Origin of the sequence: Rhodococcus sp. NPDC127593 (assembly GCF_042671975.1) — a bacterium.
Taxonomy (GTDB): domain Bacteria; phylum Actinomycetota; class Actinomycetes; order Mycobacteriales; family Mycobacteriaceae; genus Rhodococcus_F.
The window spans coordinates 120,492-140,934 of record NZ_JBHXWI010000009.1 but is presented as its reverse complement, the minus strand read 5'-3'; the positions used below and the strand labels follow the sequence as shown (position 1 = coordinate 140,934).

At 68.1% G+C, this 20,443-nt stretch carries 21 protein-coding genes and 1 pseudogene; 6 read left to right on the top strand and 16 right to left on the bottom strand.

Going from position 1 to position 20,443, the window contains the following annotated elements; all coding sequences use genetic code 11:
• Positions 1 to 39: 39 nt before the first annotated feature.
• The 5 genes from ACFVJ3_RS10630 to ACFVJ3_RS10610 form a co-directional block, all read right to left on the bottom strand.
• A complete protein-coding gene (locus ACFVJ3_RS10630; RefSeq protein ID WP_378452007.1) occupies positions 40 to 483 on the bottom strand; it encodes an RDD family protein in 444 nt (147 codons plus the stop codon).
• A complete protein-coding gene (locus ACFVJ3_RS10625) occupies positions 480 to 1,325 on the bottom strand; it encodes a hypothetical protein (protein ID WP_378452006.1) in 846 nt (281 codons plus the stop codon). The genes ACFVJ3_RS10630 and ACFVJ3_RS10625 overlap by 4 nt, the downstream gene beginning before the upstream one ends.
• Positions 1,325 to 1,639 carry a WXG100 family type VII secretion target gene (locus ACFVJ3_RS10620; protein WP_378452005.1) on the bottom strand — a complete coding sequence of 105 codons (315 nt, stop codon included), beginning with the start codon at positions 1,637 to 1,639 and terminating at the stop codon, positions 1,325 to 1,327. Before ACFVJ3_RS10620 ends, ACFVJ3_RS10625 begins: the two co-directional genes overlap by 1 nt.
• Positions 1,636 to 2,133 (bottom strand): YbaB/EbfC family nucleoid-associated protein, encoded by a 498-nt coding sequence (locus ACFVJ3_RS10615; RefSeq protein ID WP_378452004.1) that lies wholly within the window; start codon positions 2,131 to 2,133, stop codon positions 1,636 to 1,638. The genes ACFVJ3_RS10620 and ACFVJ3_RS10615 overlap by 4 nt, the downstream gene beginning before the upstream one ends.
• A 155-nt stretch (positions 2,134 to 2,288) precedes the next feature.
• Positions 2,289 to 3,671 (bottom strand): PspC domain-containing protein, encoded by a 1,383-nt coding sequence (locus ACFVJ3_RS10610; protein ID WP_378452003.1) that lies wholly within the window; start codon positions 3,669 to 3,671, stop codon positions 2,289 to 2,291.
• 68 nt (positions 3,672 to 3,739) lie between these two features.
• Between ACFVJ3_RS10610 and ACFVJ3_RS10605 the strand changes: the two genes are divergently transcribed.
• Together ACFVJ3_RS10605 and ACFVJ3_RS10600 are read left to right on the top strand one after the other, a co-directional pair.
• Positions 3,740 to 5,197: a PspC domain-containing protein gene (locus ACFVJ3_RS10605; RefSeq protein WP_378452002.1), complete on the top strand. Its 1,458-nt coding sequence runs from the start codon at positions 3,740 to 3,742 to the stop codon at positions 5,195 to 5,197.
• Positions 5,190 to 5,417 (top strand): hypothetical protein, encoded by a 228-nt coding sequence (locus tag ACFVJ3_RS10600; RefSeq protein ID WP_378452001.1) that lies wholly within the window; start codon positions 5,190 to 5,192, stop codon positions 5,415 to 5,417. Before ACFVJ3_RS10605 ends, ACFVJ3_RS10600 begins: the two co-directional genes overlap by 8 nt.
• A 60-nt stretch (positions 5,418 to 5,477) precedes the next feature.
• Here the strand turns inward: ACFVJ3_RS10600 and guaA are convergent, their stop codons facing one another.
• The 4 genes from guaA to guaB form a co-directional block, all read right to left on the bottom strand.
• The gene (gene guaA / locus ACFVJ3_RS10595) at positions 5,478 to 7,049 is read right to left on the bottom strand and encodes a glutamine-hydrolyzing GMP synthase (protein ID WP_378452000.1); all 1,572 of its coding nucleotides are present in this window, start codon (positions 7,047 to 7,049) and stop codon (positions 5,478 to 5,480) included.
• 64 nt (positions 7,050 to 7,113) lie between these two features.
• Positions 7,114 to 8,856, bottom strand: a complete 1,743-nt coding sequence (locus tag ACFVJ3_RS10590; RefSeq protein WP_378451999.1) for a GMC family oxidoreductase N-terminal domain-containing protein — start codon at positions 8,854 to 8,856, stop codon at positions 7,114 to 7,116.
• A gap of 209 nt (positions 8,857 to 9,065) precedes the next feature.
• On the bottom strand, positions 9,066 to 10,205 hold the full coding sequence (locus tag ACFVJ3_RS10585) for a GuaB3 family IMP dehydrogenase-related protein (protein WP_378451998.1): 1,140 nt from the start codon (positions 10,203 to 10,205) through the stop codon (positions 9,066 to 9,068).
• Positions 10,206 to 10,238: 33 nt separating this feature from the next.
• Entirely contained in the window at positions 10,239 to 11,762 is a 1,524-nt protein-coding gene (gene guaB / locus ACFVJ3_RS10580; RefSeq protein ID WP_005570999.1) for an IMP dehydrogenase, read from the bottom strand.
• A gap of 243 nt (positions 11,763 to 12,005) precedes the next feature.
• Between guaB and ACFVJ3_RS10575 the strand changes: the two genes are divergently transcribed.
• On the top strand, positions 12,006 to 12,410 hold the full coding sequence (locus tag ACFVJ3_RS10575; protein WP_005239778.1) for a DUF5319 domain-containing protein: 405 nt from the start codon (positions 12,006 to 12,008) through the stop codon (positions 12,408 to 12,410).
• An 85-nt stretch (positions 12,411 to 12,495) separates the two neighbouring features.
• On the opposite strand, the gene ACFVJ3_RS10570 is transcribed toward ACFVJ3_RS10575, so the two are convergent.
• From ACFVJ3_RS10570 to ACFVJ3_RS10550, 5 genes and pseudogenes are all read right to left on the bottom strand, one after another.
• A complete protein-coding gene (locus ACFVJ3_RS10570; RefSeq protein ID WP_378451997.1) occupies positions 12,496 to 13,539 on the bottom strand; it encodes an anti-sigma-D factor RsdA in 1,044 nt (347 codons plus the stop codon).
• Positions 13,523 to 14,101, bottom strand: a complete 579-nt coding sequence (locus tag ACFVJ3_RS10565) for a sigma-70 family RNA polymerase sigma factor (RefSeq protein ID WP_072945778.1) — start codon at positions 14,099 to 14,101, stop codon at positions 13,523 to 13,525. Before ACFVJ3_RS10565 ends, ACFVJ3_RS10570 begins: the two co-directional genes overlap by 17 nt.
• A 160-nt stretch (positions 14,102 to 14,261) precedes the next feature.
• The gene (locus ACFVJ3_RS10560) at positions 14,262 to 15,095 is read right to left on the bottom strand and encodes a hypothetical protein (protein WP_378451996.1); all 834 of its coding nucleotides are present in this window, start codon (positions 15,093 to 15,095) and stop codon (positions 14,262 to 14,264) included.
• Between the two features lie 34 nt (positions 15,096 to 15,129).
• A complete protein-coding gene (locus ACFVJ3_RS10555) occupies positions 15,130 to 15,699 on the bottom strand; it encodes a transcriptional regulator (RefSeq protein ID WP_378452078.1) in 570 nt (189 codons plus the stop codon).
• 198 nt (positions 15,700 to 15,897) lie between these two features.
• A pseudogene (locus ACFVJ3_RS10550) lies at positions 15,898 to 16,146 on the bottom strand (MerR family transcriptional regulator); the annotation flags it as partial.
• A 247-nt stretch (positions 16,147 to 16,393) separates the two neighbouring features.
• Between ACFVJ3_RS10550 and ACFVJ3_RS10545 the strand changes: the two are divergent.
• The 3 genes from ACFVJ3_RS10545 (at position 16,394) to ACFVJ3_RS10535 (ending at position 18,206) form a co-directional block, all read left to right on the top strand.
• Complete coding sequence (locus tag ACFVJ3_RS10545) at positions 16,394 to 16,687, top strand: WhiB family transcriptional regulator (RefSeq protein WP_005239766.1); 294 nt, start codon at positions 16,394 to 16,396, stop codon at positions 16,685 to 16,687.
• A 165-nt stretch (positions 16,688 to 16,852) separates the two neighbouring features.
• Entirely contained in the window at positions 16,853 to 17,485 is a 633-nt protein-coding gene (locus ACFVJ3_RS10540; RefSeq protein ID WP_378452077.1) for a sigma-70 family RNA polymerase sigma factor, read from the top strand.
• A gap of 1 nt (position 17,486) precedes the next feature.
• Positions 17,487 to 18,206, top strand: coding sequence for an anti-sigma factor domain-containing protein (locus ACFVJ3_RS10535; protein WP_378451995.1), 720 nt, complete (start codon positions 17,487 to 17,489; stop codon positions 18,204 to 18,206).
• A gap of 94 nt (positions 18,207 to 18,300) precedes the next feature.
• Here ACFVJ3_RS10535 and groL read toward each other — a convergent pair whose 3' ends face one another.
• Positions 18,301 to 19,914, bottom strand: coding sequence for a chaperonin GroEL (gene groL, locus ACFVJ3_RS10530; RefSeq protein ID WP_378451994.1), 1,614 nt, complete (start codon positions 19,912 to 19,914; stop codon positions 18,301 to 18,303).
• A gap of 92 nt (positions 19,915 to 20,006) precedes the next feature.
• Positions 20,007 to 20,306, bottom strand: a complete 300-nt coding sequence (groES, locus tag ACFVJ3_RS10525) for a co-chaperone GroES (RefSeq protein ID WP_003940763.1) — start codon at positions 20,304 to 20,306, stop codon at positions 20,007 to 20,009.
• Positions 20,307 to 20,443 lie beyond the last annotated feature (137 nt).

Sequence of the window (20,443 nt, the reverse complement as noted above, 5' to 3'; positions counted from 1 at the left end):
TGCAGCTGTTCCTCGCGTGGGCGGTAGTGTCACCCCACTCTAGAGCGTGTCGGATGATTCACTCTGTCGCCGCACCACCGCCGGCATCCCGTCTTCCCCGTCGGTTGCGGTATCCGATTGGAGGGCCGCACCGGCACTTCGGAACCAGGCCTTCACCAGATATCCGAAGCTCGGCCACGTTCCGTCCTCCGGCCGCACGACGCAGAGCCCTGTCATCCACTTGCCGAACGTCGCATGGAATCGCGCCTGAATCGCGGTCCTGTGGATGAACGAGAACACGAGCCACGCCGGTATCACGGCGAACCCCGCCGTCCCCTCCGCCGCAGTCGGCGCCACCGACTGTCCGGCCGTCTGTACGACGTAGACGATGACTCCGATCACGCCCCCGACGAGCGCGTGCAACGCGAGGTCCAGCGCCAGGGCGACACCGCGCCGTAGGTGACCGGCGGGCCGGACTCGCTGCAGGCTGTCGACCCCGTTCACGGCAGACGCCCGTCGATCTCGTCGCGGGCCCGCCGGATGTCGTCATCGAGTCCGGTCCGGTCGAGCATCTCGTCGACGACGGCGTCGCTGAACCTCGGTTTGCCGACCGTCTCCTCCTGCACATAGGAGCCGAGCATGCCCCCGAACTGAGAACGAGGGTCGGTGAACTTCAGCCCGAACGCTCCGTTGACCGCCCCCTTCACACCCCCCTGGACCGCACCCTTGCCGCCCGCCTCGGCAACGTTGCCCCAGTCCATGCTGTCGCGCCGACCCACGTGTATCTCGTACTTCTGAAACGCAGCCTCGAGGACTGCCTGGGTCCCGGCACCGGCCGCTGCACCCGCCGCGGCGCGGGTGAGGATCGAGGTGATCAGCTGCCGGATGATCATCCGGACGGTGACCTGCGTGGCCGCTTCCGCCGCGAAGGCGGCCGGGCTCGCCGCACCGAACGTCATCGCGCTGGCCGCGGCTACCGCGACGAGTTCGGCTGCGAGCGCCACCAGGGCCGCGATGATCGACAGTTTCGCGACCCGGATGTCGTCGGCTGACCAGTCGAGGGTTTCGCCGAGTTCGTGGAGCAATCCCGACAACTCGCGTAGCGCCCCGTCCGCGCCGATCCGCGCCCAGTGCTGCGCGATCGCGGTGTCGACGTCACCACTGACCCCGGACATCGCCGACCGCATCGCGGCGTCGGCCTCCTCGATGATGTCGTCGAGCGAGGCACCGGCATCCTTCCACGCCTGCCCGAGCCGCTCCATCGCCGTTTCGTCCGCGTCGGGCCAGTCCGCCCCGACCACCTTCTCCGCCAGCCACCGGACACTGCCCGGAACCTCGATGCCCATCAGAACAGCCCGGCGAGGCTGGATGCGGTGCCGCGGTCGGTGTCGTCGAACGAGTCGGCGGTGCTCCTGAGCCTGGAACCGAGCGCGGCCAGCGCCCCGACCGCGAACCCCAGCGACCGCTCGGCCACGTCCGTGGACGGCTGATACCCGCTCGCGAACGTCGTCCCGGTCTCGTCGCCGCCCCAGCACTCCCCCTCCGCCTCGAGGGTCGAGTGCAGTGCGGCGGCGACCTCCGCCATCCGCTGCGACAGCGCATCGAATCGGGGCGCGACGCTGCGCAGATGCGCCGGGTCCACCCACAGGTGCGCGCTCACTGCCACCCGTCCCGCAGGACCGGCCGATTCCACCGCGGGTTGTCGGGATCGTCCGGGTCCGGTTCCCGATCGGCCGGGACGCCACCGACGTCGGGTTCGAGGCGCGGGAGGAAGTTCCGCACGCTCGGAGCACCGGGAACGAGGTCCGGCAGATCCGGCAGTGTCTCGGTCGCGGACACGATCGATCCCATGATGCGCATCGACTCCGCGTGCGCGGTCTCGCCCGCGCGCCGGGCGGCGTCCGTCATCGCACGTCCCAGAGACTCGGGGGTGGACCGCCGGAACGCGTCCGGCGCGACGTGCACGTCCACCACACCGCCCACCGAGTTCACCACCACCTGCACCAGTCCGTCGGCCGACGCCCCACTCACCCGCAGCTGCGCCACCTGCTGCTGAGCGGCGTGCAGATCCTGCGTCTGCCGGTCGAGCGTGGCCAGCATCGAATCGATCTGATTCTGCAACTCGTGCTCGCGCAGACCCTCACGGTCGAACATGAAATCCCCCCTTGACATCTCGCGTCCCACCCCGCCGCAGCACGGTGCGACCACACGACCCCCACAGTCGTGTCGCCGGCGAACATTACCCCTTCATTGGGACTGCATGCGAGCAGGCACCGCGCACCAGTGCTCCGACGCGGCGAAAGTGGTGCTCACGCACCCCGACTGAACGGCACGTCCTCGACGCCGGCACCGTCCGAGTCCTCGGCAGCGCCCGCTGCCGCCCACGTCCGGCCGTTCCGCGGCATGTGGATTCGCACCTCGGTGCCTTTGCCGGGTGCGGACCGCACGTCGACGTGCCCGCCTCGCCGCTCGATCCGTCCACGGATCGACTTCGCCAGGCCCTGACGGTCCGGGGACACCTCGTCGACGTCGAATCCGACGCCGCGGTCCCGGACGAACACGCTGACCTGTTCGCGCTCGGCTTCGGCGAACAGATTGATGTCCGTCTCACCGGAGTGTTTGGCCGCGTTGACCAGTGCCTCACGGGTCGCGCCGAGTACCGCCGTGAAACTCTCCTTCGACAGTCCCTCGCCCGTGCCCTCGACATCGAGTGCCACGTCGCCCACCGTCACCGGCCGCACCGTGACGCCGTGGTGGTCCTCCACCTCGCCGGCGATGATGCGCAACGCCTCCGCGAGACTCGAATGGTCGGTGTCTCCCCCACCGAACAACCACTTCCGCAGTTCCCGTTCCTGTCCCCGGGCCAGCCGCGCGACCTCCTGCGGATGATCGGCCTGCTTCTGGATCAGCGCCAAGGTCTGCAGGACGGAGTCGTGCAGGTGCGACGCGATCTCCTCGCGCTCGTCGTTGCGGATCCTGGCGGCACGCTCCGCGCCCAGCGCGCGCCACAGCCGTAACCACAGGGGAACGGTCAACAGCCCGGCGCCGACCAGAGTGACCACCACGGCCAGCAGCGACGAGCGCAGCGCAGCGAAGTCGACCTGCGCGAGGATCACCACGCCGAGACCCGACACGATCAACGTCACGCCGCCGAGGACCCGCGCCCAGGTGAGGACTGTGGGACGCTGTGGCAGCCCGATGACTGTGCGCGGCCCCTCCGAATCGAATTCACGCCACACCAGGGCCGCGCCGACCGCCACCACGATGATCGGTGCGATCACCGAACCGACCCGCCCACTGAACAACCACGACAACGCGGACGCGCCGGCCAGGCCGATCGCGATCAGTCCGTACGCTCTCCGCCGCTCGGAGGCACTGGGCTTCTCGGTGTCGGAACCTGCGGCCGTGAAGATCCACAACAGTCCGTACCCGACGATGCCCGCGCCGGCGAGCGCGGCGAGACAGGCGAACGCGACCCGCACCTTCATCACGTCGACGCCCAGCTGATCGGCGATACCACCCGCGACGCCGCCGACGATGCGCCCACCGGTCCGGCGTTCGAGCCGCGGCATGGGGATGCCGCCGGGCGGGGCCGGTGCGGTCACGGCGCCCGCATACTGGGCACCGCCCGCGGACGTGTTCGACACAGGTTGCACATCTTCGATACTGGCACGATCCCCGGGCCGCGGCATCAGGGTCCAACCCTGACTTCGGCACGCGTTCCGGCCCACCCCGACCGGAAAGATCAGGGTAGTTCCCGATGTACGCGCGCCGCGCCGACCGGAACGATGGTCGTATGAGCAATGGGAGCTTCCAAGAGCAGATACAGGATCTGTGGCGGACCCGGCCGGTGCGGTTGCCGGGCCGCGGTCACGTCGCCGGTGTCTGTGCGGGAATCGGCTACCGCTACGGCGTCGATCCCGTACTGATACGAGTCGCCTTCGTCGTGTCCACCATTTTCGGTGGCGCCGGTGTGCTGCTCTACCTGGCGTGCTGGCTCGCCCTCACGAAGTCGGGTGACCCGGCCTCCCCCGCGGAGTCGCTGGTAGGACGCGGTCACAGCTCCGACTCGGGCACCAAGACCATCGTCCTTCTCGTCGCACTGGCCATCGCGCTGAGCACCGTCGGCCCCTTCGGCGTCGGCCTCGGCGGCTCCGGGCTGATCAGCATGGCGCTGATGCTCGGCGGGCTGTGGCTGCTGTACCAGCGGCAGCCGATACCTCCGCCGTTGCCCGCCGGGGCCGTTGCCCCGGGTGTGGGGACCGGCTATCCCGGGACGAGTTTCTCGCCAGGTCAGTTCGGCGCCAACCCGTTCGGCCCGGGCACGTACGGTCCGGGTGCGTACGGTCCGTACACGAAGCTTCCCGACTCCTACACGCCGAGCACGCCTCCCACCTCGGACGAGCAGCAGACCGACGCGCCGACCGAGGCGCTGAAGCCCGAAAGTGCTGCCGCCCAGACCGATCCGGTGTCGTTCGAGAAGTCCCCGGCCTCCGGACCGCAGGTCGACGCACCCTCGGCCCCGTTCGCGCCGCTCGAACCGCGACCGCCGGCGTGGGACCCGCTCGGGGTCGCCCCGTTCGCGTGGGACCTGCCCGAACCGGCCAGGACCACCACTCCCGCAGTACAACCGGAGCGCACCCACTCCCGCCTGACCACCATGGTGATCGGGTTGGCCATCCTCGCGGCCGCGGCGGCGACGGCGTTGTCGGTCGCCACCGGATCCGACTGGTTGAACCCCGGTCGCATCGGCGCCGTCGCGCTCGCCGTCATCGGAGTGGGGCTGCTGATCGGCGGATTCCTGCGCAAGGGCTACGGACTTCTCGTTGTCGCCGGCCCGCTGATCGGTTTCGTGATCCTCGCCTCGATCATCGGGTCCCTCGACTTGAACAGCGAGAACATGGGCGATCGGACCTGGAACCCGGCGACAGCGGCCGCCATCGAGCCCGCCTACTCCGGCGGATTCGGCAGCTTCACGCTCGACCTCCGGAACGTCACTCTCACCGAGGACAAGACGGTCGACGTCAGCGGGCAGTTCGGTGAGGTCGTGGTGCTCCTGCCGCCAGGCATGAACGTCGAGAACCACTGCACCGCCCAGTTCGGCGACGCGCAGTGCCTCCGGGACGGTCTCGACGGCGGCGTCGACGGTACGGACGGTCCCGTCCTGACCCTCAATGCCGATGTTCGATTCGGAAGTATGGAGGTGCGCCGTGGATGACATCGACGACACTCAGGACAGCGAGCAGACCCGGACGCGGAAACGCCCGTCGCCGCTACTGCTCCTCGCAGGATTGGCAGCACTCCTGGTGAGCGGCTGGGCGCTCGCGGGGCCATTCTCGCTGGAACCGCTCGCGAACGTCGAGTTCCGCTGGCTGTTCGTGCTGGTCGCGGTGCTGGTCGGCGTCGTGCTCGTGTTCGCACCGAACCGGCGTAAATAGGGGCTCGAGCGCAAGTGCGCGGTGAGCGAGTCCGAGGACTCGCTCACCGCGCACAGTGCGTCACTCCCACTCGATGGTGCCCGGCGGCTTGCTCGTGATGTCCAGCACGACACGGTTGACGTCGTGCACCTCGTTGGTGATCCGGGTGGAGATCCGCTCGAGAACGTCGTAGGGCAGTCGCGTCCAGTCCGCGGTCATCGCGTCCTCGCTGGACACCGGGCGGAGCACGATCGGGTGACCGTAGGTGCGTCCGTCCCCCTGCACGCCGACGCTGCGGACGTCGGCGAGCAGCACCACCGGGCACTGCCAGATCTGACCGTCGAGCCCGGCGGCCGTCAGCTCTTCGCGCGCAATGGAATCCGCGTGACGCAGGATCTCGAGCCGGTCCTGGGTGACCTCGCCGATGATGCGGATGCCGAGCCCGGGCCCGGGGAACGGCTGGCGTCCCACGATTTCCTCGGGCAGACCCAGCTCGCGTCCCACCGCCCGGACCTCGTCCTTGAACAGCAGGCGGAGCGGTTCCACGAGCGTGAACTGCAGGTCTTCCGGCAGTCCGCCGACGTTGTGGTGGCTCTTGATGTTGGCCGTGCCGGTACCGCCGCCGGATTCCACCACGTCCGGGTACAGCGTGCCCTGCACGAGGAACTCGACCGTGTCGCCGTGCGCGGCGTTCTCGCCCAGCACGTCACTGACCGCGCCCTCGAAGCTGCGGATGAACTCGCGGCCGATGATCTTGCGCTTGGTCTCCGGGTCGGACACCCCGGCCAGCTCACCGATGAACGTGTCGGCGGCGTCGACCGTGATCAGCTTGGCGCCGGTGGCGGCAACGAAATCCTGTTCGACCTGGGCACGTTCGCCCGCACGCATCAGACCGTGGTCGACGAACACACACGTCAGGTTGTCGCCGATGGCGCGCTGCACGAGCGCCGCCGCGACAGCGGAGTCGACACCGCCCGAGAGTCCGCAGATCGCCTTGCCGTCGCCGACCTGCTCGCGGACCTGCTCGATGAGGGCGTCGGCGATGTTCGCGGCCGTCCACGCGGGAGGAATGCCGGCGATCTCGTGGAGGAACCGGCTGAGCACCTGCTGGCCGTGCGGCGAGTGCAGCACCTCCGGGTGATACTGCACACCGGCCAGCTTGCGGGCCCGGTCCTCGAACGCGGCGACGGGTGCGCCCTCGCTCGTGGCCGTCACCTCGAAGCCCGCCGGGGCCTCGGTGACCGCGTCGCCGTGACTCATCCACACGGGCTGGCTGGACGGCAGCCCCTCGTGCAGCAGACCGCCCTGCACTTTCAGGTCGGTGCGGCCGTACTCACGGGTGCCGGTGTGTGCCACCGTCCCGCCGAGTGCGCCGGCCATTGCCTGGAATCCGTAGCAGATGCCGAACACCGGAATGTCCAGATCGAACAGTGCCGGATCGAGCTGGGGCGCCCCGTCGGCGTAGACGCTCGACGGCCCGCCCGACAGCACCACGGCGAGGGGATTCTTGGCCGCGATCTCCTGGACGGTCGCGGTGTGCGGAACCACCTCGGAATAGACCTTGGCCTCACGCACCCGCCGGGCGATCAGCTGCGCGTACTGCGCGCCGAAGTCGACGACGAGGACCGGTCTCTGTTGCTCGATATCTGCCACCGGGTCAGTCTAATCGCCGCAGCTCTGTGGTCTGCGCGACCCCATGACCCGGCCATCTCCGGCCCTATGCAACGCCGTGCTTCTGCGGGTCGGGCACCACGGAGCTGTTACGGATCTCGACGATCGGCAGCACCAGCGCGGCTGGCGCTCCTTCCGGGACGACCGGTGCGATCGGCGCGACCGGGTTCAGGCGCCGGTATCCCTCACCTTGCGCCGGACGCAAGTCCTTCTCGCCCTTGTTCGGCCACAGCGAGGCCGCACGCTCGGCCTGCGCCGAGATCGTCAGCGACGGGTTGACGCCCAGGTTCGCGGAGACGGCCGAACCGTCGACCACGCTCAGCGTCGGGTAACCCCACACGCGGTGGTACGGGTCGATGACGCCCTGCGACGGTTCCGACGCGATCGTGCAGCCGCCGAGGAAGTGCGCGGTGAGCGGGATGTTGAACACGTCTCCCCAGGTGCCGCCGGCGCGACCGTCGATCTTCTCCGCGATCCGGCGGGTCGCCTCGTTGCCTGCCGGGATCCAGCTCGGGTTCGGCTGGCCGTGGCCCTGCTTGCTGGTGACCTTGCGCCGACCGAACAGGCCCTTCTTCGTATATGTGGTGATGGAGTTGTCGAGGTTCTGCATCACCAGCGCGATGATGGTGCGCTCGCTCCACTTGTACGGGGTGAGGACCTTCAGAGCCGTCGGATCCTTCGCCAGTTCCTTCAGGAACGTCATCCACCGCCGGCCGCCGCCGTCGGTCAGCAGCGTCTGTAGCAGCGCCATCGAGTTCGATCCCTTGCCGTACCGCACCGGCTCGACGTGGGTGTCTGACGTCGGGTGGAACGACGACGTGATGGCGACGCCTTTCGTGAGCTCGAGAGCGGGGTCCACCTTGTTCTTGGCGGCGCCGAGGATCGACTCCGAATTGGTGCGGGTGAGTACACCCAGGCGGTCGGAGATCTTGGGCAGCGCGCCCGTCTCCTTCTGGTCGAACAGCAGATGCTGGGTGCCCCACGTTCCCGCGGCCAGGACAACGTTCGCGGCCGTGTACGTCTTGCGATTCCGGTTCTTCCGCGGCCCGCTGCGCCGGGTGAAGACGTCCCAGGTGCCGTCGGATGCCTCGCGCAGACCGGTGACCGTCGTCATCGGGATGATCTCGGCGCCGGCCTTCTCCGCGAGACCCAGGTAATTCTTGAGCAGGGTGTTCTTGGCGCCGTGCCGGCACCCGGTCATGCATTCGCCGCATTCGATGCATCCGGTGCGGTCGGGGCCGACGCCGCCGAAGTACGGGTCGGGCACCGTCTTGCCCGCTTCACCGAAGAAGACACCGACCGGGGTCTGGATGAACGTGTCGCCCACGCCCATGTCCTCCGCGACCGACTTGATGATCTCGTCGGCGGGCGTCATGTGCGGGTTCTGGACGACGCCCAGCATCTTGCGGGCCTGCTCGTAGTACGGCGTGAGCTCGTCGTGCCAGTCGGTGATGTCCGACCACTGCTTGTCCTGGAAGAAGGACGCGGGCGGCTTGTAGAGCGTGTTCGCGTAGTTGAGCGAACCGCCACCGACGCCGGCGCCGGCGAGGATGAGGCAGTCGCGCAGCAGGTGGACGCGCTGGATGCCGAAGAAACCGAGCGCGGGCGCCCACAGGAACTTCTTGAGATCCCAGCTGGTCTTCGCGAAGTCCGCGTCGGCGTAGCGACGGCCGGCCTCGAGGATGCCGACCTTGTAGCCCTTCTCGACCAATCGGAGTGCGGTGACACTGCCACCGAATCCGGAACCGACGATGAGGACGTCGTACTCCGTTGCGCGCTGCTTGCTCATCACTCGACCTCCAACGAAACCTGAGTTATTACTCGCCAGTATGCACCCCTCAGCTGTGACAGCTGCCACAAGGGTCACCTAACTGTAACGATAGGTATCAGGAACGGTCGAGATACCCGCAAACGCACGTCGCCCAATGCCTCACCAGTGCAGTTGAACTGCACCGATGTGACATTGGGCGACGAGAGAAGCGGTGGCGAACAGACGCCTCAGGCGCGGACCGTCAGGCCCACCTTCTGGAATTCCTTCAGATCCGAGTACCCCGACTTCGCCATAGAACGGCGCAGCCCGCCGACGAAGTTCAGCGAACCGAACGGGTCGTCGGACGGACCCGTGAGGACCCGGTCGAGTGACGGCCGGTCACCGAACGAGACCGGCAGCATCGTGCCGCGCGGGACCGAGGGGTGCGCCGCGGCCGACGGCCAGTACCAGCCGCCGCCGGGAGCCTCCGCGGCAACGGCCAGCGGTGCGCCCAGGACTGCGGCGTCCGCGCCGCAGGCGATCGCCTTGGCGAGGTCGCCCGAAGACGTGATGTTGCCGTCCGCGATGACGTGGACGTAGCGTCCGCCCGTCTCGTCGAGGTAGTCGCGGCGGGCAGCAGCGGCGTCGGCGATGGCCGTGGCCATCGGAAGACCGATGCCCAGCACCTCACCGGTAGTCGTGGCACCCTCGGTGGAGCCGTATCCGACGATCACACCGGCCGCGCCGGTCCGCATCAGGTGCAGTGCGGTGCGGTGATCGCTCACCCCACCGGCCACGACGGGGACGTCGAGCTCGGAGATGAACGTCTTGAGGTTCAGCGGCTCGCTGTCGCCGTGGGCGACGTGCTCGGCGGAGATGATCGTGCCGTGCACGACCAGTAGGTCGATGCCGGCCTCGAGCAACTGCGGGGTGAGCGCCCGGGCGTTCTGCGGGCTGACCCGCACGGCGGTCGTGACCCCTGCATCGCGGACCTGGGCCACGGCAGCGGCCAGAAGTCCCGGCTGCAACGGCGCCGCGTGCAGTTCCTGCAGCTTCTTGATCGGCGCCTCGACGTCGACGTCCGACTCGGCCAGTGCGACGAGTTCGGCGAGCTTCGCCTCGACGTCCGCGTGCCGGCCCCACAGACCCTCACCGTTGATGACCCCGAGGCCACCACGCTTGCCGAGTTCGATCGCGAACGACGGCGACACCAGCGCGTCGGTCGGATGCGCCAGCACAGGAATGTCGAACCGGTATGCGTCGAGCTGCCAGGACGTCGACACCTCCTTGGAGGAGCGGGTCCGGCGGGAGGGGACGATGTCGATGTCGTCCAGCTCATAGGTTCGTCGGGCTGTTCGGCCCATGCCGATCTCAACGAGGTCGCGCACGCGCGCCCCTTTCTCGTGAATCGTGACTGGTTGCTAGCGAGCGGTGTAGTTGGGAGCTTCGACCGTCATCGTGATGTCGTGCGGGTGGCTCTCCTTCAGACCCGCAGCGGTGATCTGCACGAACTGCGCGTTCTGCAGCTCCTCGATCGACGACGCTCCCGTGTAGCCCATGGCGGCCCGCAGACCGCCCGTGAGCTGATGCGTGACCTGGGACAGCGGACCGCGGAACGCGACCCGGCCCTCGATGCCCTCCGGAACCAGCTTGTCCTCGGACAGCACGTCGTCCTGGAAGTAGCGGTCCTTGGAATACGACTTCGCGGCGCCACGGCTCTGCATCGCGCCGAGGGAACCCATGCCGCGATAGCTCTTGTACTGCTTGCCGTTCACGAGGATCAGCTCACCCGGCGACTCCGCAGTGCCTGCGAGCAGCGAGCCGAGCATGGCCGTCGACGCGCCTGCCGCCAGGGCCTTCGCGATGTCGCCGGAGAACTGCAGTCCACCGTCGGCGATCACCGGCACACCGTGCGGCTTGGCCGCGGCGACCGCTTCGAGGATCGCGGTGATCTGCGGGGCGCCGACACCGGCGATGACGCGGGTGGTGCAGATGGAGCCGGGACCGACACCGACCTTGACCGCGTCCACTCCGGCCTCGATGAGAGCGGCCGCACCGCTTCGGGTCGCGACGTTGCCGCCGATGATCTGCACGCGCTCGTCGACCTCGGCCTTGAGCTTCGAGATCATGTCCAGCACGCCTGCCGAATGACCGTGGGCGCTGTCGACGACGAGCACGTCCACTCCGGCGTCGGTGAGAGCCATTGCGCGGCTCCACGCCTCGTCGCCCACACCCACGGCGGCACCGACGAGAAGCCGGCCGTCGCGGTCCTTGGTGGCGTCCGGGTGCTGCTCGGTCTTCACGAAGTCCTTGACCGTGATGAGGCCGGTGAGCTTGCCCTGACCGTCCACGATCGGCAGCTTCTCGATCTTGTGGCGGCGGAGCAGGCCCAGCGCCACCTCCGCGGTGACACCCTCCTGCGCCGTGATCAGCGGGGCCTTCGTCATGACCTCGGACACGGCGCGGTTCTGATCGACCTCGAAGCGCATGTCGCGGTTGGTGATGATGCCGACGAGCTGCCCGGCCTCGTCGGTGACCGGAAGTCCGGAGATCCGGAAGCGGGCGCACTTGGCGTCGACCTCGGCGAGAGTGTCCGACGGCTTGCAGGTGACCGGGTCGGTGACCATTCCCGCCTCGGACCGCTTGACCGTCTCCACCTGCCCGGCCTGAGCCTCGACCGACAGGTTGCGGTGCAGGACGCCCATCCCACCGGCACGGGCCATCGCAATGGCCATCCGCGCCTCGGTGACGGTGTCCATCGCGGAGCTGACGAGCGGCACTCGCAGCCGGATGTCCCTGGTCAGCTGGCTGGACGTGTCGACCTGGCCGGGGATGACATTCGACGCCGCCGGCAAGAGCAGGACGTCGTCGTACGTGAGACCCAGCATCGCGACCTTGTTGGGGTCGTCACCGCCGGTGTGTACATGCCCTGCTGAACTTGTCATGCGGTTCGGGCCCTCCATGGAACATAGGTGCGGCGCCGGTGGCGCCGTCTGCGGACATTCAGATCTTCGATCCGATGGAAACATTCGGGAACACGGATACAAGAAAAAGGCCGGAGCGACGATCGATATTCCCAGCTCCACAAACCATGATATCGGCTCGACGCGATCACCACGGAGCCCACCCACGCTGGGCCTACGCCGAACGGCTGGCGCAGACCGGGCTGACCTGCGTACCGTGGTGCTGTGCGCGATCAACTGCCTCCAGGTCTGCCCCCGGACCCCTTCGCCGGCGACCCCGCCGACCCGTCCGCAGCTCTCGATGCGATCGAACCGGGCCAACCACTCGACCCCCACGAGCGTCTCGCCGTGGAGGAAGATCTGGCCGACCTCGCCGTGTACGAGGCGCTGCTGGCACATCGCGGGATCCGCGGTCTCGTCGTCTGCTGCGAAGACTGCCAGCAAGATCACTACCACGATTGGGACATGCTCCGTGCCAACCTCCTCCAGCTCCTGGTCGACGGCACCGTGCGCCCGCACGAGCCCGCCTACGACCCGACACCCGAGGCGTACGTCACATGGGACTACTGCCGCGGCTACGCGGACGCCTCGATGAACGACGCTCTGCACGGCGACGGTTTCGACGCCTGATCCGGCACAACCCGATACAGACCACTGTGGCCCGACACGCGAAGTGTCGGGCCACAGTGGTCTGTGCGGGAGGGCCGCCGAACCGCTAGCTGGTGGGCGGCAGCACCGGGACCGGGGTCGTGGTGGTGGGTAGCGGCACCGTCGAAGGCACCTGCGGCGGCTGCTGCTGGGTCGACGGTTGAGTGGCCGGAGTGTCCGACGGCAGCGTCGGAACCATCATGATCGTGGGATCCGGGCTCGTGGACGGCAACGTCTCCGGCGGAAGCGGAAGCGCCGGCGGCGGCAGCGTAGGCAGCTGCGGCAGCGGAATGGGCGGCAGTCCCGGAATCTGCAGATCGGTGGGCGGCAGGGTGCCCAGGCCCGGCAGCGGTCCGACTCCCGGCAGCGTCGTGGAACCGGGTGTCCCCGGCACGGTGGCCGGCAACTCGGTGGCCTGTGTCGGCGCGCCGGTGGTGGTGGTTCCCGGCGTCGTCGTCGCCGGCGGCGTGGTGGGAGCGATCTTCTCGACCTCCGCGGCGAGCTTCGCACGCCACACGTCGAGTTCGTTGCGCATGTCGGAGTCGCGTACCCCGTCGGCACGACCGGCGGCGCCGGCGAGCATGTTCTTCGCCGCCTCCGCGTCGCCCGCTGCGATCAGCCGCTCGGCCTCCTGCAGCTGTGAGGTGGTGTCGATCTGCGCAACGGTCGAATCGGCCTGCTGGCTGAACACGACCGACTTGACACTCCACAGCGGATCGCCGGGTGCGGCGTTGTACGAGAAGATGGTGGCACCACCCATGACGACCGCGATCGCGGCGGCAGCGCCGGCGATGGGTCGCAACAAGCGGAGCTTGCCGCGGGCAGCGCTGCGTGCGGAACGGGTGTCCGAGGCGTCGATGGCCGCGATCACGTCGTCGAGCAGCGGCCCGGTCGGCATCGGCGTCGCGACGATGTCGGCGCGCCAATTGGTCAGCAGAAGCGCGAGCTCGTATTGCTCCGGCGAATCCGTCGCGACGGGACCGCCACCGGCGATCGCGTCGATCAGCGCGTCGTCGCGGCGCACTGCCGCGACGTCCACCGGTGCGTCGTCTCCTGGGAGATCGGCATCGGGATTGCCGTTGCGCTTAATGCCCCTAGCCAAACCTCTCACCTGCCTTTGTCACTTCTTTTTTCAGTTTCGCGATGGCTCGGTGTTGAGCCACGCGGACAGCTCCCGCGGTACTACCCACGGCCGCAGCCGTCTCCTCTGCTGACATACCGACCACGAGGCGGAGGATCAAGATCTCCCGGTGCTTCTCCGGCAGCGTGCTCAGCAGTTCGTTCATCTGCCTGCTCGCTTCCGAGTCCAGCGCCCTCTGTTCGGGTCCGTCATCGTTGGCTACGACATCCGGTACTTCGGCGACGGGCTCCGACTTGTTACGTGCGGAGTTCCGATGCGCGTCGGCGACCTTGTGCGCGGCGATCCCGTAGACGAATGCCATGAACGGCCGGCCTTGATCCTCGTAACGAGGCAAGGCCGTCATCACGGCGAGGCACACTTCTTGTGCCACGTCGTCTGCGGAGAGTTGTCCTCTCTCCGCAGCACCGACCCTGGCTCTGCAGTAACGCACAACCAGGGGCCGAATGTTTTCCAGGACCAGAGCTAAAGCGGCCCGGTCACCCTGCGTTGCAGCGGCGACGGCGGAGTCCAACTCCTCGCTCGTATTAGTCATCGTTGCTGAATATCCTGGCGTTACAGTGGCACCTCCCCCGATGGGTGTGCTCCCGCTCTCAGCGGAACACTCCAAGAGTAACGGTGCGGACCGAACGGTATTCGCCCGGATTCGCGCCGATTCGCGTGCAACCCGACCGTATGGCGCCCGACCAGCGGGGTCAGATTCGGAAGCGCCCACCTCGCGCCCTGATGACGGCTTCGCACTCCTCACGCACCGCTTCCGCATGTGAGTCACATGTCACACCACCCAGCAACATCGCAGCCGCCCACTTCAGAGGTATCAGGCCGTACCGATCGCACCGGTCGAGCACGTCCGCGGCAAGCCGTGCCGCCGGACCGGAATCGGGCTCCCCCGTCATCGACGCACTCCGCAGTAGATCCGATTTGACGTGGTGCCGCGCAGACCCGGCGGCCTCCGAAATTTCCGCCGCGGTCTCGGCGTGGCGGCGCGCCGAAGCGAAGTCTCCGCACGCGAGAAACAATTCCGCGCTGACCCAGTGCCTGCGGACGCGCTGTCGCCACAGTTCGTCGGGAGCACGCTCGCCCAGGTACTCGGAGCACCTGCCGAGCAGCCGCCGGCTCAGTGCCAGCCGACCGCACCCCAGCGCGTCGGCGGCGAGCCCCGTCAGCGCGTCGCACCGCGCTTCGTGAACCAGGACGCCGTCTTCGTCGTCGGGACGCGTCCCGACGACGGCGAGAGCCCGGCCGTCGAACCCGGACGCCACGGCGTGCCGGCCGAGCTGCCTCAGCAACGACGCCTGCGTGCTCCAGGCGAGCGAGACGACCGCGGGTTCGGCCGCCCCTCCGCGCGTCAGTGCATCCAGTTCTGTGCGGGATCGGGCGTAGTGCCCCTGGGCGCCCCACGCCACCGCTCGCATCCAGCGGTCGACGGGAACGTCGGACGCCGGCAGCGGGGACGCGCCCGGGTCGGCGCCGAAAGCCGCGCGGATCAACGAATTCGTGGCGTCGGAACGGAGACTGGAGTCGGGCACGCCGAGATCATCGCATCGTCCGGCCGCTCTGCGGTCAGGTGACCGCGGTGACGGCGTCCACTGCCTCGTCCAGCGCGCCCAGCACCGCTATCGACCGGGGCAGTGACTGTGTCCGGCATCCGGGGCCGCCCGCGAGCATCGTCAGCCCCGTGCGCCGGCGGCGGATCGCCCGCAGGAGAGACGGAAGGTCGCATCCGGCGGCGGGCAACCACAGGACGATCACGTCCGGCTCGGCGTTGGTCACGGCGGCGAGGAGCGCCGACCGGCACAGTGGCAGCGCCATCCGCGTGTCCACCGAGGCCGTGGCCAGGGCGGCACCCAGGGCCCGGAATTCGAGGCCGTACGGGTCGGCGGGAACCGCCTCGTGCGGGTCCGCCGGCACGTGCACGAGCAGGACACGGCCACCGCCGCCGATCGGCGCATCCAGCGTCATCGTGGACAGAATCCCTGCGACGCATTCGGCGAAGACCCGGACACTCGCAGCGGCGGCGTCCGAATTCCTCCCCTCGTCCGCCCACTCGAGCACCGGAACGACCAGAGTCGACCACATGGCGCTGAATCCCCGCTCTGCGACGGCCCGCACGACGATCCGCCGGATTGTCACGACGTCTCGCGCCAGCAACGCACCCGACAAATTCCGGACGGAAGCCTCGGCGCCGCCGAGGCCGGAAAAGGATGACAAAAGGTTCGACGGGTCTGTTTTCGACCCGTTCACCGAGTTGTCACCCAGATTTTTCACATCCGGTCGGCGGCCGCTTTCTGACGAATATGTAGCCATTGCGTTAATCGCATATCTCGCGGCCTCCGCGGAGTTTGCACCCCCGTCCAGAGCGTGTTGCATGCATTCGAGCCGGGCGACGTCGCGCGGCGTGTACCGCCGGTGACTTCCCTGCGCGTGAACGGAGGGTCCGATACCGTATCTGCGGTCCCAGGTGCGGAGGGTCGACGGAGCTACCCCGAGCTTCCTGGCCAGGGAAGATACCGAGATCGTGGGTCCCTCGTCCGGGGATCCGGAAGGGGGCTGCGTTTCAGGCTCCGCGGGCTGGGGCACCCGGACATCGTTACCCGTGACCGGGGGTCTTTCAACCCGAAACGGAATCACGGAACCGCGGGAAAGTAAATATTTTCCAGGTTAACTTTCAGTTCGTGGGATATGTAAATCGCCACTGTGAACAACTATTGACGCGATTTCACAACCGACTCTACGGTTAGCGACGTGAATGATTAGTGGCTTGAACGTACCTACGAGCCCACGGTCCGCTCGTCGCCCGAGGCGAGCTTGCAGCTAAGGAGTCCACATGCCTGCACCCAACCACCTGCCCGGCCCGAACGCCGATATCTGGGATTGGCAGATGCACGGACTGTGCCGCGGGGTCGACTCCTCGATGTTCTTCCATCCCGACGGAGAGCGCGGCCGGGCGCGCGCACAGCGGGAGACCCGAGCCAAGGAAATGTGCAGACGCTGCCCGGTCCTCGCCCAGTGCCGCAACCACGCCCTGAGCGTGTCCGAGCCATACGGAATCTGGGGCGGAATGTCCGAGACCGAACGCGAGATGCACGCCCGGCACAGACGCGGCCGGATAGCCGTCTGACCACTCGACCACACTCACCGGGGAACCCTCGTCGCCGTACGGGGGTTCCTCGCGTCACATCGATCCCTCGACACCCATCCACCGCGACGCGGTCTCCGAATGCCTACCGGCTGGAGGAGATGAGTGGATGTGCACGCTACCGTGGTTCTCGATGAAGCGAGACGAGTGCCGGTGACGACCCCCGAGGGCAACACTCCAGCAGAAGACGTGTGCTCGGCGGACGCCGTCGGGGCACACAGGGCCCGGACCACCGAATCCGCGGAACTCTACGACACCATGGCCCGCGTCGCGAACGGGGATGCCGACGCGTTCGCGGAACTCTACGACCGGACGAGCGCCCGCGTCCACGGCATGGTCCTGCGGGTCCTGCGCGACCCCGGGTACGCGGAGGAGACGACGCAGGAAGTCTTCCTCCAGGCGTGGCGCACCGCGTCGAATTTCGATCCGGCCCGCGGCTCCGTCCTGTCCTGGCTGATGACGCTCGCGCACCGCCGCGCGGTCGACCGCGTGCGGTCGGAGCAGGCAGGCACCGACCGCGAGGCGCTCTACGAGACCACCAACATCGCAGGGCCGTTCGACCACGTCACCGAGGAGGTGACCCGCCGGCTCGAGCATCAATCGGTGCTCGCCTGCCTCGACTCGCTCACGGACACGCAACGTGAGTCCGTCGCGATGGCGTACTACGACGGCCGCACCTACCGAGAGGTCGCCTCCCAGCTGGGGGTCGCCCTGTCCACGGTGAAGACGCGCATCCGCGACGGACTGACGCGTCTTCGCGGGTGCCTGGGAGGTCTGTGACATGAACGACGAGCTTGTGGGCATGGCCTACCCGTACGCACTCGACGCGCTCGACGACGGCGAGCGCCGCGAACTCGACACCGATCTCGCCACCACCGACGAAGACACCCGTTCCACGTTCACCGGCGAGGTCCGGCGGATCCGCGAAGCGTTCGCGGTGGTGAGCGCGGTGGGAGCCGTCGAACCCCCGCCTCGGGTGCGGACGCGAGTCCTCGACGAGGTCAGTCGATCCGCGTCCGGGCCGTCGTCGCTCAACGAACGCCGCTCCCGCCGGCGCCGCTGGCAGGTCGCCGCCGCCGCCGCCGCAGCCGTAGGGGTGCTCGCCGGCGGAACGGTGATCGTCCGGCAGCTCACGGAAGGTCCGTCGCCGACGGTGGCGGAGCAGGTTCTCGACGCCTCCGACGTGCACTCGTCGACGAGTGCGATCGCCGCCGGCGGGTCCGCGACCGCCACCTACTCGAAGTCGCAGGACGCCGTGGTGTTCGTGCTGGACGGTGTCGCCCCGCCCAGCGCCGACACCGTGTACCAGCTGTGGCTGATGCCGGCATCCGGGGACGCGCCCGTGCCCGCCGGGACCATCTCTTCCGGAGAGGTGCAGCCGACCACGACGATCGTCCTCGACGACGTGGGGTCGATGTCGAAGCTGGCCGTCACCGTCGAACCGCCCGGCGGATCACCCCAGCCGACGTCGGAACCGTTCGCGGTGCTGCAACTGAGCTGATCCGGCGCTGCCGACAGAAGAAACCCCCGCGCGGTGATCCGCACGGGGGTTTCTTCGCTCGAACGATCGAGCCCGATCGGTCGCGACGCAGAGCCTAGTGGCTGTGCCCGTGACCGGTCTGCTGCTCGTCCTGTTCCACAGGCTTCTCGACCACGGCGCTCTCCGTGGTGAGGATCATCCGCGCGACCGAGGCCGCGTTGACGACTGCGGAGCGGGTGACCTTCACGGGGTCGACGACACCGTCGGCGAGCAGGTCGCCGTAGGTCAGGGTCGCGGCGTTGAAACCGTGGCCCTTGGGCTGCTCGGCAACCTTGCTGGTGACGACGGCACCGTCGAGACCGGCATTGCTGGCGATCCAGAACAGCGGCGCCTGCAGTGCTTCGCGCACAACCTTGACGCCCGTGGCCTCGTCACCGGTCAGACCGAGGTTGTCGGCCAGCTCGGTGCTCGCCTGGACGAGGGCGGAACCGCCACCGGGGACGATGCCCTCGGCCACGGCAGCCTTCGCGGCATTGACGGCGTCCTCGACGCGGAACTTGCGCTCCTTGAGGTCCGTCTCCGTGGCTGCGCCGACCTTGATGACGGCGACGCCACCGGCCAGCTTCGCCAGACGCTCTTCGAGCTTCTCGCGATCCCAGTCGGAGTCGGTGTTCTCGATTTCGCGGCGCAGCTGCGCGACGCGGCCCTTGATGTCGTCGTCGGTTCCGCCGCCGTCGACGATCGTGGTCTCGTCCTTGCTGACCACGACGCGGCGTGCGCTGCCGAGCAGGTCCAGCCCGGCGTCCTTCAGCGTGAGGCCGACGTCGGAGTTGATGACCGTGCCACCGGTGACGACGGCGAGGTCGTCGAGGAACGCCTTCCGGCGGTCACCGAAGAACGGCGCCTTGACGGCGACGGCCTTGATGGTCTTCCGGATGGAGTTGACCACGAGCGTCGAGAGAACCTCGCCCTCGACGTCCTCCGCGATGATGAGGAGGGGCTTGCCGCTCTCGGCAACCTTCTCCAGCAGCGGCAGGAAGTCGGGCAGGGACGTGATCTTCTCGCGGAACAGCAGCACGAGCGCGTCCTCGTACACAGCCTTCTGTGCATCGAGGTCCGTGACGAAGTACGGCGACAGGTAGCCCTTGTCGAACTGGACACCCTCGGTGATCACGAGCTCGGTCGCCAGGGTCGAGGATTCCTCGACCGTCACGACGCCGTCGGTGCCGACGCGGGTGAGCGCCTCGCCGACCATTTCGCCGATCTCCTCGTCACGCGAGGACACGGTCGCGACCTGGGCGATGGACGTCTTGCCCTCGACCGGCTTGGCGGCCGCGAGCAGTGCCTCGACGACCTTGTCGGCCGCGGCGTTGATGCCGATGCCGAGCGCCATCGGGTTCGCACCCGCGGCGATGTTCTTCAGACCGCCCCGCACGATGGCCTGAGCCAGCACGGTAGCGGTGGTGGTGCCGTCGCCTGCGACGTCGTTGGTCTTGGTGGCGACGCTCTTGACGAGCTGCGCGCCGAGGTTCTCGAACGGGTCCTCGAGCTCGATTTCCCGGGCGATGCTGACGCCGTCGTTGGTAACGGTCGGGCCGCCGAAGGCCTTCGCCAGCACTACGTGGCGGCCACGCGGACCCAAGGTCACTTTGACCGCGTCGGCAAGCTTGTCGACGCCGCGCTCGAGAGACCGGCGTGCGGTCTCGTTGAACTCAATCTGCTTGGACATGTGTTCTGTCTTCTCCTGGATCTCAGGGTTACGCGCGTGAACGCACTCCGCCCCGGGATCCTGTGGGGACTCCGGGGCGGATCACGTATGGCTTACTTGGAGACGACAGCCAGCACGTCGCGTGCCGACAGGATCAGGTACTCCTGGCCGGCGTACTTGATCTCGGTTCCGCCGTACTTGGAGTAGATGACCGTGTCACCCTCCTTGACGTCGACCGGGATGCGGTTGCCCTGCTCGTTGACGCGGCCTTCGCCGACTGCGACGACAGTGCCCTCCTGGGGCTTCTCCTTGGCCGTGTCGGGAATGACCAGGCCGGAGGCAGTCGTCGTCTCAGCCTCGTTGGCCTGGACGAGGATCTTGTCCTCGAGCGGCTTGATGTTGACGCTCGCCACGATGAGCCCTCCACTTTGGGGTATGCGGATCCGGAGACTTCTCCGGACTCCTGTTTGAGTGTTCCGTTTACGGCACTTCACACAGCCCCGTCGTCGCGGGTGCCGGAGCTCGATCGGCGCCACTTGGCACTCTATAC

Bases quoted from the DNA above. Each gene is read 5' to 3' on its own strand.
- ACFVJ3_RS10625 (WP_378452006.1), bottom strand. From the start codon at position 1,325: ATGGGCATCGAGGTTCCGGGCAGTGTCCGGTGGCTGGCGGAGAAGGTG.
- ACFVJ3_RS10615 (WP_378452004.1), bottom strand. From the start codon at position 2,133: ATGTTCGACCGTGAGGGTCTGCGCGAGCACGAGTTGCAGAATCAGATC.
- ACFVJ3_RS10610 (WP_378452003.1), bottom strand. From the start codon at position 3,671: ATGCCGCGGCCCGGGGATCGTGCCAGTATCGAAGATGTGCAACCTGTG.
- ACFVJ3_RS10605 (WP_378452002.1), top strand. From the start codon at position 3,740: ATGTACGCGCGCCGCGCCGACCGGAACGATGGTCGTATGAGCAATGGG.
- ACFVJ3_RS10590 (WP_378451999.1), bottom strand. From the start codon at position 8,856: ATGAGCAAGCAGCGCGCAACGGAGTACGACGTCCTCATCGTCGGTTCC.
- guaB (WP_005570999.1), bottom strand. From the start codon at position 11,762: ATGACAAGTTCAGCAGGGCATGTACACACCGGCGGTGACGACCCCAAC.
- ACFVJ3_RS10565 (WP_072945778.1), bottom strand. From the start codon at position 14,101: ATGACTAATACGAGCGAGGAGTTGGACTCCGCCGTCGCCGCTGCAACG.
- ACFVJ3_RS10545 (WP_005239766.1), top strand. From the start codon at position 16,394: ATGCCTGCACCCAACCACCTGCCCGGCCCGAACGCCGATATCTGGGAT.
- ACFVJ3_RS10535 (WP_378451995.1), top strand. From the start codon at position 17,487: ATGAACGACGAGCTTGTGGGCATGGCCTACCCGTACGCACTCGACGCG.
- groL (WP_378451994.1), bottom strand. From the start codon at position 19,914: ATGTCCAAGCAGATTGAGTTCAACGAGACCGCACGCCGGTCTCTCGAG.